At 69.1% G+C, this 13,615-nt stretch carries 10 protein-coding genes and 1 pseudogene; 8 read left to right on the top strand and 3 right to left on the bottom strand.

Going from position 1 to position 13,615, the window contains the following annotated elements; genetic code table 11:
- Nucleotides 1-8: 8 nt before the first annotated feature.
- Both NBRGI_RS12920 and NBRGI_RS12910 read right to left on the bottom strand, forming a co-directional pair.
- Nucleotides 9-407 (bottom strand): TOBE domain-containing protein, encoded by a 399-nt coding sequence (locus NBRGI_RS12920; RefSeq protein WP_029895889.1) that lies wholly within the window; start codon nucleotides 405-407, stop codon nucleotides 9-11.
- 405 nt (nucleotides 408-812) lie between these two features.
- Nucleotides 813-2,078 (bottom strand): PucR family transcriptional regulator, encoded by a 1,266-nt coding sequence (locus NBRGI_RS12910; RefSeq protein ID WP_029895887.1) that lies wholly within the window; start codon nucleotides 2,076-2,078, stop codon nucleotides 813-815.
- 237 nt (nucleotides 2,079-2,315) lie between these two features.
- Between NBRGI_RS12910 and NBRGI_RS12905 the strand changes: the two genes are divergently transcribed.
- The 8 genes from NBRGI_RS12905 to NBRGI_RS12870 all read left to right on the top strand — a co-directional run bounded on the left by NBRGI_RS12905 (nucleotide 2,316) and on the right by NBRGI_RS12870 (nucleotide 13,308).
- The gene (locus tag NBRGI_RS12905; protein ID WP_029895885.1) at nucleotides 2,316-3,449 is read left to right on the top strand and encodes an esterase/lipase family protein; all 1,134 of its coding nucleotides are present in this window, start codon (nucleotides 2,316-2,318) and stop codon (nucleotides 3,447-3,449) included.
- 151 nt (nucleotides 3,450-3,600) lie between these two features.
- Entirely contained in the window at nucleotides 3,601-4,914 is a 1,314-nt protein-coding gene (locus NBRGI_RS12900; protein ID WP_036558812.1) for a lipase family protein, read from the top strand.
- A gap of 138 nt (nucleotides 4,915-5,052) precedes the next feature.
- Complete coding sequence (locus tag NBRGI_RS12895) at nucleotides 5,053-6,993, top strand: hypothetical protein (RefSeq protein ID WP_148310797.1); 1,941 nt, start codon at nucleotides 5,053-5,055, stop codon at nucleotides 6,991-6,993.
- Nucleotides 6,994-7,018: 25 nt separating this feature from the next.
- The gene (locus NBRGI_RS49605; protein ID WP_029895882.1) at nucleotides 7,019-8,611 is read left to right on the top strand and encodes an ABC transporter substrate-binding protein; all 1,593 of its coding nucleotides are present in this window, start codon (nucleotides 7,019-7,021) and stop codon (nucleotides 8,609-8,611) included.
- A 433-nt stretch (nucleotides 8,612-9,044) separates the two neighbouring features.
- Nucleotides 9,045-10,409: a glutamine synthetase family protein gene (locus NBRGI_RS12885; protein ID WP_081878023.1), complete on the top strand. Its 1,365-nt coding sequence runs from the start codon at nucleotides 9,045-9,047 to the stop codon at nucleotides 10,407-10,409.
- The gene (locus tag NBRGI_RS12880) at nucleotides 10,390-11,157 is read left to right on the top strand and encodes a gamma-glutamyl-gamma-aminobutyrate hydrolase family protein (protein ID WP_081878022.1); all 768 of its coding nucleotides are present in this window, start codon (nucleotides 10,390-10,392) and stop codon (nucleotides 11,155-11,157) included. The genes NBRGI_RS12885 and NBRGI_RS12880 overlap by 20 nt, the downstream gene beginning before the upstream one ends.
- Entirely contained in the window at nucleotides 11,154-12,515 is a 1,362-nt protein-coding gene (locus tag NBRGI_RS12875) for an aldehyde dehydrogenase family protein (RefSeq protein ID WP_029895878.1), read from the top strand. Before NBRGI_RS12880 ends, NBRGI_RS12875 begins: the two co-directional genes overlap by 4 nt.
- Nucleotides 12,516-12,543: 28 nt before the next feature.
- Complete coding sequence (locus NBRGI_RS12870) at nucleotides 12,544-13,308, top strand: 3-oxoacyl-ACP reductase (protein ID WP_029895876.1); 765 nt, start codon at nucleotides 12,544-12,546, stop codon at nucleotides 13,306-13,308.
- 74 nt (nucleotides 13,309-13,382) lie between these two features.
- On the opposite strand, the pseudogene NBRGI_RS48120 reads toward NBRGI_RS12870, so the two are convergent.
- Nucleotides 13,383-13,615, bottom strand: a pseudogene (locus tag NBRGI_RS48120) (hypothetical protein); the annotation flags it as partial.

Below are 13,615 nucleotides of genomic sequence, written 5' to 3'. Positions count from 1 at the left end.
CGTCCTCATCAGCTTTCCGGAATCTCGACGACGACGTGGGTGGATTTGACCGAGGCCACCGCGACGCTGCCGACCTCGAGCCCGAGCTCGTCGACGGATTCACGGCTCAGCAGCGAGACCAGCCGGAACGGGCCGGCCTGCATTTCCACCTGCGCCATCACGGTGTCCTTGACCACCCGCGTCACGATGCCGCGCATCCGGTTGCGGGCGGAGGCGGCGACGGTGACGCCGGGTTCCGGCGTCTCGGCGGTGGCCTGGAGGAATTCGGCCAGCTCCCGGCCGCGGACGCCCTTGCGTCCGTTGCCGAGCTGGATCGCGGTCAGCTTGCCCTGATCGATCCACCGGCGCACGGTGTCGTCGCTGACACCGGCCAGCACCGCGACCTCACTGATCCGCAAATTCGACACAGAAGGCAGTATATTTCCGCAGCTGCGGAAATCAAGGGGGCGGTTGCCGCGGCGGCAGGACTCGACCGATATCTCCGGAATGGGCCTGCTGTGGCCACTGTGACGAGAGCCGCGGTGAACTCCCTCACAGCGGCCCGATGGCCATTGCCCGCTAGGTGTGCCGAAACTGCCGTCCGGGCATGTCTTTTCAGGGGATGGCCCGCGTGGGCGCCGGGCGGTCCGGCACCGCGCGAGCAGCGCGTACGCCACCGTCGATCACTACATTGAAGGGGATTTCGCAGTCCCATCTGATGGAGGAATTTCGGTGCCGCTTATCGATCTGGGTTCGTCCGCGTTGAATCTGGCGAACGTAGTCACGTCCATTGCCGCCAACATCACCTACCTGCTGCAGGCCTGGCACGTCATCTAGGCGAGGTGCTGTCCCGGCGGCGTCGCGGCGTTCGCGTCGGCCGCCGGGAACAGGCGATGGATCAGCGCCGCCGCGGCGAGCAGTCGCGATCCGTCGGGTTCGCCGGGATCGATGCCGGTGAGGTCGGCGATGCGGCGCAGGCGGTAACTGAAGGTATTGGGGTGGATGTGGATGCCCGCGGCCGCGGTCTTGCGGTCGGCGCCGTGACGCAGATGCGCGTCGAGCGCCTCGATGAGGTGGGGACTGTCCAGGATCGGCGTGATCCGCTCGGCCAATCGGTCCCGGGCCGGGCCTGGGCGGGTGAGCTGATATTCGAGTAGCAGATCATCGAGGCGATAGCAGCCGGCCGGCCGGCCCAGCAGGCGGGCCAATTCGGCGAGTTCGGTGGCTTCGCGCGCGACCTGCGGTACCGATTCCCTGGCGACGCAACGATATTCGGTGACGAACACTGCGACGCCGAAGTGCGCGGCGAGTTCTGTCGCGAGTTGCTCGTAGGGCTGTTCGTCGGGATCGTGCTCGGTGCCGGTGGGCAACAGGGCGATTCCGGTGCAGCCGTCGAAGGTGGCCAGTGCCGTGGTCCCCGCGAGCGCGTCCAGGGTGCGCTGCAGAATTCTGATCCGCCGCCTGCTGATGAGCCCGGCGACCGCGCTCGGGTGATCTTCGTGGCGGATGTGGATGGCCAGCACCGTGTATCGCTCCGCGAGCGCGGTATCGGCGCGCGCGGCCAGTTCTTCGGCGGGTAGACCGCCGAGCAGTGCCGCGCACAACGCGCGGCGCGCTTCGCGTTCGGTGTGATAAATGGATTGCTCGACCTCGGCGTAGGTCTCGACGACGGTGATGTTGATGTGCATCAGCAGTTCGAGCAGCCTGCTGCCGACGACGACCAGCTCGTCCAGCTCGGCGGCGCCCGCCAAGGCCGCCGCTTCGTGCAGCACCGACTGGGCGGAGCCGTGCATCGCTTCGATCAACAGCGACAACGGAATACGGTCCTGCGCGTGCCGCTGGGCCACCGGCGCGACGAACGCCGCCACCTCGGCTCTGGTGAACTCCCGCTGTTCGCCGATGGCCTGCAGGACGGCTCGGCCGCACGCGTAGATCGCGGGCAGCACCTCGGCGGTGAAATGTCCTTCCGGCAGATCCGCCGTGGGCGCGGTGGTGCCGAGTCCGGCGGCCAGCATGCGTTCGGAGATCTGCGGCCAGCGGGTGAGCAGCCGGGTCACCAGCGGGACGCGATCGGTCGGCGGCGAAAGGATGGCGGACATGTGCCGATTGTTTCCAACGACAGGTTTACCCGGCAAGGCAACCGGCACATCGAGCGAAACTTTGGTGCGCGCAACAATTTCGCCGTCCGATTGTTCTCGCCGACGTGCAGTGACATCGCGGCGGCCACCGCCATAGATTCGATTACGCCTCCGATATGACCCGCATCACAGTGGCGTCGTCGATTTGCGTACGGAGCGCGAAATCGTTTGATGGGAATGTGAACTGACATGCTTGCAATGACGCACAATGCCATGCGCGCCCTGTTCGGCGCCGCCCTCACCGCGGGCCTGACCGTCGCCACGCTGCTCGGTTCCGGTGCGGCGAGCGGTGATCCGGGCGGTGATCCAACCGGATCGGCACTCTCGGCGGCGATCGACGCCGGGCTGACACCGGCTGCGGACGGCAGGCAACCGCGAGCGGTCCTGGATACCGGAAGCAGCGCAGGGCTCAGTCACGCGTCGGACGTACTCGGTGAGGGACCGGAAATGTCCTCCTACCTGAGCGCTTTCGCCTATGGGCTGACCCATCCCGACGCCGCGCCACCGGGCGCGAACCGCTGGGATTGTCAGCCGAGCGCCGCACACCCGCGGCCGGTGGTGCTGCTGCACGGCACCTGGCTCAACGCCTACGACAGCTTCGCCTACCTCGCGCCGCGCCTCGCCCGCGCCGGATATTGCGTGTACGCCTTCAATTTCGGTCGCTCCGGTCTGTTGACGGGCGGTGGTCTCGGGCCGGTGCTGCCCGGTCGGTACGGGGTCGGCCGGATGGAGGATTCCGCGCGCCAGCTGAGCCGATTCGTCGACCGGGTGCAGGCGGCCACGGGTGCGGACACGGTGGACATCGTCGCGCATTCGCAGGGCGGCACGGTGGCCAACCAGTATCTGAAATTCGAGGGCGGTGCGCCGAAGGTGCGCAGGCTGGTCAGTTTCGGCGCCACCCATCACGGCACCTCACTGCTCGGCATCGCCACCCTGGGCCGGATGATCAACAACCTCGGCGTGGACATTCTCGGCTTCTACGAGCCCTTGGTCGGCTTCGCCAATATCCAACAGGCGGTGGGTTCGCCGTTCTACGCCACGTTGAACGCCTCGGGCGACACCGTTCCCGGCGTCGAATACACATCGGTCGGTTCGCGTTTCGACCAGGTGATGAATCCGTACGACTGGACCTTCCTGCGGGCGGGCGCCGACGCCACGGTGCACAACATCACGTTGCAGGACGGCTGCGCGCAGGACATGTCCGATCACCTCACGCTCATGTACTCGCCGCGCGCCGTCTCGATCGTGTTGCGTGCGCTGGATCCGGTCGCCTCGCCGAATCTCGAATGCACCTTCAATCCTTGGCTGATCGGCGGCGGGGGCAGTTTCTGACCGCGCTGTCACTACCCGCGGCGCAGAATTGCGGCCGGTGTGAATTGTCTTTCGCACCAATTTATTTCCGCACCGACCCATGGTTGGGTTGGCCGCAGGACAGAGCGCGGCACCGATGGCGCGACGAGGCGATCGAGAGGAAGCAGAGTCCATGAGTGCCGATCCCGTGCGTGGCCTGATCGGTCCGGTCGTCGCGCCGCGCACCGTCTTTCCGCTGCTGCCCGAGGACGATCCGTTCTACGCGCCGCCGTCGACGCTGGATCAGCTGCCGCCGGGTGCGGTGGTGCGCGCCAGGACAGTCGAACTCGCGCTGTTCGGCGTTGTGCCGCAGCGTGTTCCGGCCTGGCAGCTGGTCTATCGGACCTGTGATCTGCACGGTGTCCCCGAGGTGGCGGTCACCACGGTGCTGTTGCCCTGGGGCGCCGACCCCGCCGCGGCGCGGCCGCTGGTGTCGTTCCAGTGCGCGATCGACGCCGTCGCCTCGAAATGCCTGCCCTCCTACGCGCTGCGGCGCGGCGCCCGGGCGGCCGGGGCGATCCCGCAACTGGAGTTGCCGCTCATCGCCGCTGCGCTGAACCGCGGCTGGGCCGTGTCGGTGCCCGATCACGGCGGCACGGCGGGCCGCTTCGGTGTGGCGCGCGAGCCCGGATACCGTGCGCTCGACGGTATCCGGGCCGCGCTGGCCTTCGGGCCGCTCGGCCTGGCGCCGAGCACGCCCGTCGCGCTGTGGGGGTATTCGGGTGGTGGTCTGGCCACGGCGTGGGCCGCCGAGTTGGCGGCGGAGTACGCGCCGGAGCTGGAGCTGGTGGGTGCGGTGGCGGCCTCGCCGGTCGGCGATCCGGCCAAGGCCTTCGTGCGGCTCAACGGCGGGCTGTTCGCCGGTTTCGCCGCGGTCTTCACCGCGGGACTGCGCCGCGCCTACCCGGATCTCGATCGCCTGCTGCGCGCCCACCTGGACGCGCGCTACCTGGCCTGGCTCGCGGCGACCGAGACCACCGCGACGTTCCCGCTGCTGTACCGCTTCGCCCGCCGCGATATCGACGAGCACTGTCGCGGCGGTCTCGCGGCGCTGCTGGCCGCCCCGGCGCTGCGCGCGGTGCTCGCCGACATCGAACCGGGCGCGCAGGCGCCCGCCATGCCGCTGCTCGTGGTGCAGGGCGTGTACGACGAGGTCATCGCCGTCGCCGATGTCGATGCGCTGGTCGCCCGCTACACCGCGGCCGGTGCGCACGTCCGGTACCTGCGCGACAGGCTGAGCACCCATCTGCTGCTGCAGTTCTCGGCCGTGCCGGTCATGCTCGACTGGCTCGGCGACCGGCTCGCGCGGCGCGCACTACCTCCGGCGGGCACCGAGACCACCTGGTCGCTGGTGCTGTCGCGGCGGGCGCTCACCGGGCACCTGGGTTTTCTCCGCCTGCTCGGGCGCATGCTGTTCGCGCGCCCGATCCGAACAGCCGGCGCATAGGAGCCGGTCGGTTCGTTCGGAATCGGTACCTGCTTCCGGTTTGCTTTTATCCCCTAATTCCGTTGTCCAAGAGCTGAATACGGTTGTTGCGCGGGTGGCCGATTGTTATGGTGGCAGCCAAGCCGTGGGAGGCGATGCTTGGTGTTTGTGGGGCGCACCGATTTACTCGAATTGATCGACCGATTGGTCGAGGTATCCGCCGGTGAGGTGGCGGCACCGCCGAAACCTGTGCTGGTGCTGGAGGGCTGCGGCGGTTCCGGCCGCAGCGCCGTGTTGGGTAGGGCCCTGGCCAAATGGCAGGGACACACGCCCTCGGTGCTGGTCCGGCCGCTGGAGCAACCGTTCGACCTGAACAATCCGGTGCGCACCGTGCTGGCCGCCGTCATGCTCGGCCTCAGCGTCGACATTCCCGGCTACGCGGTCGCGTTTCCCCGGTTGGTGATCGCGCAGATCGTCATCGCCGAGAACTTCGGCGACCAGCCCCCGGACGAGCAATTGACCCGGCTGCGGTTGTTGCTCAACCAGTATCAACGCCGTGCCGCACTGGTCGGCTTCGTCCAGAACATGATCAATCTGGCCGGTTCGCTGGCCGCCAATATCAAGGTGCCCGGCGTCGACGTGATCGCGCCCGCCGTGGCCAATACGGTCTCCGACGCGGTGGTGGGCCGGTTGCTGGGCGGACGGCTGCTCGGCCGGGTCACTTGGGGACCGAAGGCCGCGTGGTTCGGTCATCAGGATCTGGATCTGCGTCTCGACGCCGAGCGTGCGCTGATCGGGCTGAGCAACAACGCCAGAAGCCTCGACCCCCGGGTCCGCCGCGACGTGGACGACGTGCTGGTCGGGGCGTTGCTCGCCGACCTGCGGCACAGCGTCGCCAAGGTCAAGCGGCGCACCTCGAACGTCTTCGTGCTGATCGACGACGCCGACGCGCAGGCCGCCACCCCGTTTCTCAGTTCCGTGCTGCGCGTGCGGCGTTCGATCGCCGCCACCGGCGCCGAGCTGCCGGACCCGCTGACGATCGTGGCCGCGAGCTCCGGTGTCCTGGTCGACGAACTGGCCGGCTTGGTGCCCGCGCCCGCGGTGTGGTCGGAGCCGCTCGACGCGGCGTCCCAGGTGCTGGTCGGACCGCGCTGGGCGCGGGTGCGGTTGCCCGAGCTGAGCGAGAGCGATGTCCGGCTGATGGCCAAGGACGTCGACCTGTACCAGTCGGAGAACATCGGCCACACGGTCTACCGGCTCACCCGCGGTCACCCCGCGGCGACGGCGCTCGTGCTGCGGCTGATCAAAGAGGAGCCGCAGCACCTGACGAATCTCGACGGCTTGTTGCGCAGTCCGGGCCCGGAGCCCGGCGTGACCGTCGAGCAGTACCTGCTGCGGGTCTTCGGTCGGGGCCTGAGCGTGCGCAAACTGGTCCGTCGCGAGCTGGCCGCGGCGTTGATCACGGTTTCGGCCGCGCGACACAAGGCGGAGGCGCGCAACCTGGTCGGTCTGCTGCCGCCCGGCGTCGAGCACGATTCCATCCTGTTCAAGTCCCGCTCGTTGTGGACGGCCACGACACCGGGCGGCCCGGAGCGGCTCCCGCCGCTGCTGCGCCTGCTCGGCCTCCGCGCGCTGGTGGCCCGCACCCGTCCCGAAGACGGGCCCGGTCTCGAGCGCGTACTCGGCACGTTGCTCGAGCATGTCGCCGCCGGTGATCGCGGGGGCCGGCTGGCGCACGCCCGCCTGCTGAACGGCCGCGGGGCGGTAGTGGACGAACTCACGACGCTGCTGGCGGAACTGTCCGCGCCGGAGTGGCTGACGTTGTTCGACGCCGTGGTCGAACTGCCCGATCCGGTCCGGCGGGACGGGTCGCTCGTGGACAGTTCCGCCCGCGCCCGCACCCCGGGCGCGCATATCGGGGTCCTGATCGCGCTGGTGCCCGCGTTCGAGTCCGATATCGGCACCCCGCTGGAGCTGAAGGCGGAGCTGTGCCGCCGGATCGCGCACAGCTACGAGCAATTGGCCGAGCACGTGCCGGCCGACGGCCCGTTCCTGTTGCGCGCCAATCGCTATCGCAGGCTCGCGGACCAATTCGAGTGACCTGCGCGGCAGAAGGAGACCTTTCGTGGCATCGCGATATCGGCTAGGCGTCTTTCCGAGACCGGAGCGGCCGTTTCCGCGCCCGTGGACGGACTGGGTGCGGCTGGGACTCGTCGCCGCGCTGCTCGTGCTCGGCGGTGCCGGGTTCGCCTTCCGGGACGGGTTGCAGCACGCGTTCACCTGCAACCCGGGCTGGATGCCGGACCGCGCGGCCTGGCAGGCGGGCCGGCACTGCGTCGGATTGTCCGAGGGGCCTTACGCTTTCGAGCTCGATGCGTTCGCGCCGGTGCTGGCGGTGATCGACCGGCAGAATCGCGCGGCGGACCAGGAGTGCCCGGGCACCCCGGCGACCGTCGGAGTGCTGCTCACGATGACCGACGAGCTGGCGGGCAGCAGGGCGGTCCACGAATTGGAGGGCATGGCGGCCGGGCAGCGCCGGGCCAACGGCACCGGTTGCCTGCATCCCATGCGACTGGTCGTGGGCCAGCTCGGCGACTACGCCGGCGACGGCGACCCGCTCGCGGTGGCGCGCGCCCTGGCGGATCGGTCCGACGTGGTCGCCGTGGCGGGCATCGGCCTCAGCGACCAGACCACCGCCGAGGTCGCGGATGTGCTCGCCGCGGCGAAGATCCCGATGGTGTCCGATGTGGTGACCGCCGAGGGTTTCGACCAGGACGGCTCGCGCGCCGACAATCCCGAGTTCGACAGCTGCGATCGGGACATCACCTATCCGCGCGGCATCGCGCGGGACTACTTCTATCGCGTGGCGTTCCGGGTCGCCGTGCAGGTGCAGGCGCTCGGTGCGGTCTCGCCGGTCCGGCCGGATTTCATCATGGTGCCGATCGGCGGTTCGGATCCCTACACCTGCACGACCCTGCCGTTTTTCCAACGCCAGTACGGCGGCAATGTGCTGGAGGTCAAGTTCGACACCAGCGAACCGAGCACCGTGCCGCAGACCGCCAAGCGGGTCTGCTCGACCCCGAAGGATGTCACGATCGCCTACATCGCTCGTGGTCGCGACCTGGGCAGGCTGCTGTACAGCCTCGACGAGGCCTACACGAACGGCCAGTGCGCCGCGACCTCGGTGACGGTGCTCAGCACCTCGGACGGCAATCGGCTGCGTACCGAGGAGGCCGACCAGTCGCTCGAGGATCTGCGCACCAAGGCCTTGTCCTCGCCCAGTTTCGCCGACGGCCGGGTGCGGCTGCTCTTCACCCTGGTGGCCGGGGCGGACGCGCCGCAGCCGGGCAACCCCAACTGGGCCGTGTTCGAACAGCACTTCCGGGACGCGGGTTTCGATCCCGAGCACATCGGCGACGGCTGGGCGGTCAACGCCTACGACGCGGTGACCACCATCGACACCGCGCTGCGCGAGCTGCCCGCCACCATGCCGGTGCAGCGCAGCCAGGTGAACGCGACGATCAGCGGGTTCTCCGCGCCCGATACCGCGGTGCCCGGGGCGGGCGGGCCGGTCGTCTTCGACAACAGCGGCAATCGCACCGGCCCCGGGCCGCGGGTCGTCCGGCTGTGCCCGGTGGCGCGGTCGGTGGATCGAGCGCCCTTCGTCCCTACGCTCGAGGCGTTGCCCGGCATCTCGATCCCGGCCTGCGTGCGCTGACTGCTCGGTCTCACCCGATATTGCCGGGGTAACTGCTGGTAGATGGGGTCAAGGCGTCCGGAGAGGGAGAGACGGTGCCGCGATCTGCTCGCGGCGACGCCGGGGTTGCGCTGCCTGATGCTGGCTGTTGTGTACCGAGGGCGCGCGGACCGCCATCGCGAGCGCGGCCTCGACGGTATCGGCGTCCGGCTGTGCACAGTCCATAGATTCAGTGCCTCCTGGCTCGATGCGGCGCGGCGTGATCGGATGCACGCACGAGCCCTACCGAGCCGAGTGTCCGGACGAGCGCGGTGTCCGACATTGATCTGAAGGTTCCGAAAAGTCGGGACCATCGGTCCGACCGACGCACGCGCGCAGCAGGTTTGTGTGTCCGATCACAAAACGGCCGAGTTTGCTCTAGCGTGAGCACGGTTGGTGCCGAGAGGGGCTGTTGATGCGTAGCGGGATGTTGAGTCTGACGCAGTTGCGGGAGCAGGTCGAGGCCGGGCGCATCGATACGGTGCTGGTCGCGATGACCGACATGCAGGGTCGGTTACAGGGAAAACGTTGTGCGGCAAGATATTTCCTGGACGAGGTGGTGGAGCACGCGACCGAGGCGTGCAACTACCTGCTCGCCGTCGACGTGGACATGACGACGGTGGCCGGGTACTCGATGTCGTCCTGGGACACCGGATACGGGGATTTCGTGCTGCGGCCGGACCTGAACACCTTGCGGTCGGTGCCGTGGTGGCCGGGTACCGCGCTGGTGCTGTGCGACGTCGAGCAGGTGGAGCCCGCCGGTAAGCCGGTGCCGGTCTCGCCGCGACAGGTGCTGCGCGCCCAGCTCGCCCGCCTGGCCGAGCACGGACTGCGCGCGTTCGTCGGCACCGAACTCGAATTCCTGGTGTTCGACGACAGTTACGAGGCCGCGTGGTCGGCCGGCTATCGCGAGCTGCGCCCGGCCAACCAGTACAACGTCGACTATTCGCTGCTCGGCACCGCCCGGCTGGAGCCGCTGCTGCGGCGCATCCGCACCGAAATGGACGGCGCGGGAATGTATTGCGAGTCGGCCAAGGGGGAGTGCAACCCCGGCCAGCACGAGATCACTTTCCGCTACGACGACGCGCTGACCACGTGCGACAACCACAGCATCTACAAGACCGGCGCGAAGGAGATCGCGGCCCAGGAGGGGCGCAGTCTCACCTTTATGGCCAAATACAATGAGCGCGAAGGCAACTCGTGCCATATCCATATCAGCCTGCGCGGGGAGTCCGACGAGGCGGTATTGGCGGGTGACGAGCCCGGCGGCTGGTCGCCGCTGATGCGCCATTTCGTCGCGGGCCAGCTGGACTGCCTGCGCGAATTCACCTACCTGCTCGCGCCGAACATCAACTCCTACAAGCGATTCGTCTCGGGTAGCTTCGCGCCGACCGCCGTCGCCTGGGGGCGCGACAACCGGACCTGCGCGTTGCGAGTGGTGGGGCACGGGCCGTCGCTGCGGTTGGAGAACCGGGTGCCGGGCGGGGATGTGAACCCCTATCTCGCCGTGGCCGCCGCCGTCGCGGCGGGTCTGCACGGCATCGAGCAGCGGCTGCCGCTGGAGCCGGAGTTCCAGGGCAACGCCTATCGGTCGGAGCGCCCGCGCGTGCCGCGCACGCTGCGCGAGGCGGCGCAGCTGTTCGGGGACAGCAAGGTGGCGCGGACCGCGTTCGGTGATGATGTAGTGGAGCACTACCGCAACGCGGCGCAGGTCGAACTGGACGCCTTCGACGCCGCCGTCACCGACTGGGAGCGAATTCGTGGCTTCGAACGACTCTGAACCCGCGCCGGCCGTGGCCGCACCCGGGGTGCGGCCACGGCCGGTGATCGGGCTGCCGACCTACGTCGAGCGCGCCCGATTCGGTTCTTGGGACGTCGACAGCGCGGTGCTGCAGTACAGCTACGTGCAGATGGTCGTGGCGGCCGGCGGCATCCCGGTGCTGCTGCCGCCCGCCGGAGTTGCCCGCGCGGAACTGGTGGCGCGCCTGGACGGATTGGTGCTCACCGGCGGCGCCGACGTGACCCCGGACCGCTACGGCGCGCAGCCGCATCCGGACACCTACACCCGGCCGGACCGCGACGAGTCCGAGTTCGGATTGTTCGCGCTGGCGCGCGCGGCCGAACTGCCGGTCCTCGCGGTGTGCCGGGGCATGCAGGTGGTGAACGTCGCGCTGGGCGGCACGCTGGTGCAGCATCTGCCCGAGGTGCTCGGGCACGCCGAGCATTCGGGTACGACCGGTGGCTTCACCGTCACCGACGCGGCGCCGGTGGCGGGCAGCCGGGTCGCGGCGATCGCCGGGGCGCACGTGAAGGCGCACTGTCACCATCATCAGGCGATCGACCGCCTGGCGCCGGGACTGGTGGTCAGCGCGCACGCGTCCGACGGCACCATCGAGGCGGTCGAGGCGCCGGACGGCCCGTTTCTGATCGGCGTGCAATGGCATCCGGAGGTGGATGCGGTCGACCGCAGGCTGATCGGGGCACTGGTCGCCGCGGCCGAAGACTATCGAAGGGAGCGGAACTCGTGACGACAGCGCAGGTGGTCAACCCGGCGACCGAACAGGTGGTGACGACGGTCGAACTGGTCGGCGCGGCCGAGACCGACGCCGCGATCGACCGGGCCCGGCGCGCCGCGGTCTCCTGGCGCGAGGTGGCCCCAGGCGACCGGGCCCGGCTGCTGCGCCGCTTCGCCGAGGCCGTGGACGCGAACCTGGAGCAGCTCGCGCAACTGGAGGTCGCCAACTCCGGGCACACCATCGGCAACGCGCGCTGGGAGGCGGGCAACGTCCGCGACGTGCTGCACTACGCGGCCGGTATCCCGGAAAGGCTGCTCGGCCAGCAGATTCCGGTGGCGGGCGGGGTCGACATCACCTTCCACGAACCGCTCGGGGTGGTCGGGGTGATCGTGCCGTGGAACTTCCCGATGCCGATCGCGGGCTGGGGTTTCGCACCCGCGCTGGCGGCCGGTAACACGGTCGTGCTCAAGCCGGCCGAACTGACGCCGCTGACCGCGATCCGGCTGGGCGAGTTGGCTCTCGAAGCCGGGCTTCCCGCAGACGTCTTCCAGGTGCTGCCCGGCAAGGGCTCGATCGTCGGGCAGCGGTTCGTCACCCATCCCGCGGTACGCAAGGTGGTGTTCACCGGCTCGACCGAGGTCGGCACACAGATCATGGCCGGCTGCGCGCAGCAGGTGAAACGGGTGACCCTCGAATTGGGCGGAAAGAGCGCCAATATCGTGTTCGCCGACGCGGATCTGGACCGGGCGGCCGCCACCGCGCCGTACGGCGTGTTCGACAACGCGGGCCAGGACTGCTGCGCCCGCTCGCGGATTCTGGTGCAGCGCACCGTCTTCGACCGATTCCTCGAACTGCTCGAGCCCGCCGTGCGTGGCGTGGTGGTCGGCGACCCGGCTTCGGCGGCCACCGAGATGGGGCCGCTCATCTCGGCCGCGCACCGCGAGCGGGTGGCCGGGTTCGTCGAGCCGTCGACCAAGGTGGCGTTCACCGGCACGCACCCCGACGGCCCCGGATTCTGGTACCCGCCGACGGTTGTGCTGCCGGACTCGCCCACCGACCGGGTGCTCACCGAGGAGGTGTTCGGCCCGGTGGTCGCGGTGGTGCCGTTCGAGGACGAGGCCGACGCCATCCGGATCGCCAACGACACCGAGTACGGGTTGTCCGGCTCCATCTGGACCAACGACGTCGGCCGCGCGCTGCGGGTCTCCCGCGGGGTCGAGGCGGGCAATCTCTCGGTGAATTCGCATTCCTCCGTGCGGTATTGGACGCCGTTCGGCGGATTCAAACAGTCCGGTCTCGGCCGGGAACTCGGGCCCGACGCCGCGCTGGCGTTCACCGAGACCAAGAACGTCTTCCTCGCCACCCAATAGCGAACATCAAAACCCGACAGGAGTTACCTTGCAGCGCTTACAGGATCGAGTCGCCGTCGTCACCGGCGGTGGGAGCGGCATCGGTCTCGCCACGGTCCGTCGCTTCGCCGCGGAGGGCGCGAAGGTGGTCGTCGCCGATATCGACGCGTCCAGCGGCGAGGCGGCCGCCACCGAGGTCGGCGGCTTGTACGTCAAGGTCGACGTGACCGACGAAGCTCAGGTGGAGGCGCTGTTCCAGACCGCGGTCGACACCTACGGCGGGCTCGACATCGCGTTCAACAACGCGGGAATCTCACCGCCGGAGGACGATTCGATCCTCACCACCGGCCTGGACGCCTGGAAGCGGGTCCAGGAGGTCAACCTGACCTCGGTGTACCTGTGCAGCAAGTACGCCATCGGGCACATGCTCGAACGCGGCAAGGGGTCGGTGATCAACACCGCCTCGTTCGTCGCGGTGATGGGCGCGGCCACCTCGCAGATCTCCTACACCGCGTCCAAGGGCGGGGTGCTCTCGATGAGTCGCGAGCTGGGAGTCCAATTCGCACGCAACGGGATTCGGGTCAATGCACTGTGCCCGGGCCCGGTGAACACGCCACTGCTGCAGGAGCTGTTCGCCAAGGACCCGGAGCGCGCGGCCCGGCGCCTGGTGCACATTCCGACGGGGCGCTTCGCCGAACCCGAGGAAATTGCCGCCGCGGTGGCGTTTCTCGCCAGTGACGACGCTTCCTTCATCACCGCGTCCCAGTTCCTGGTGGACGGCGGGATCTCCGGCGCCTATGTGACGCCGCTGTAGTCGCCCGCGAATGCCGAACTCCCGCACCGCTTCCCCGAAGCAGGTGCGGGAGTTCGGCATTCGATGCCGTGCCGCTAGGGGGTCGCGGCCGGGGGCGCTGCGGGCGGAGCGGGCGGCTTCAGCAGCTCGTTCAGCTTGCTCAAGCTGTCGGTCAAGGTCTGCACGTTGCCTGCCAGGCCTTTGTCCTGCGCTTGCGCGCCCTGGTCGCTCTGCGCCCCGCCACCCGGTGCCGCCGGGGCGCCCGAGTCGCCATCGGTGCCACCACCCGGTGCCGCCGCATCCGGCGTGCCGGTCCCGCCAGGAGCAG

The organism is Nocardia brasiliensis IFM 10847 (assembly GCF_000710915.1).
In the GTDB taxonomy this organism is placed as follows: domain Bacteria; phylum Actinomycetota; class Actinomycetes; order Mycobacteriales; family Mycobacteriaceae; genus Nocardia; species Nocardia brasiliensis_A.
The sequence above is the reverse complement of the archived record's forward strand: the minus strand, read 5'-3'. Positions and strand labels throughout refer to the sequence as shown.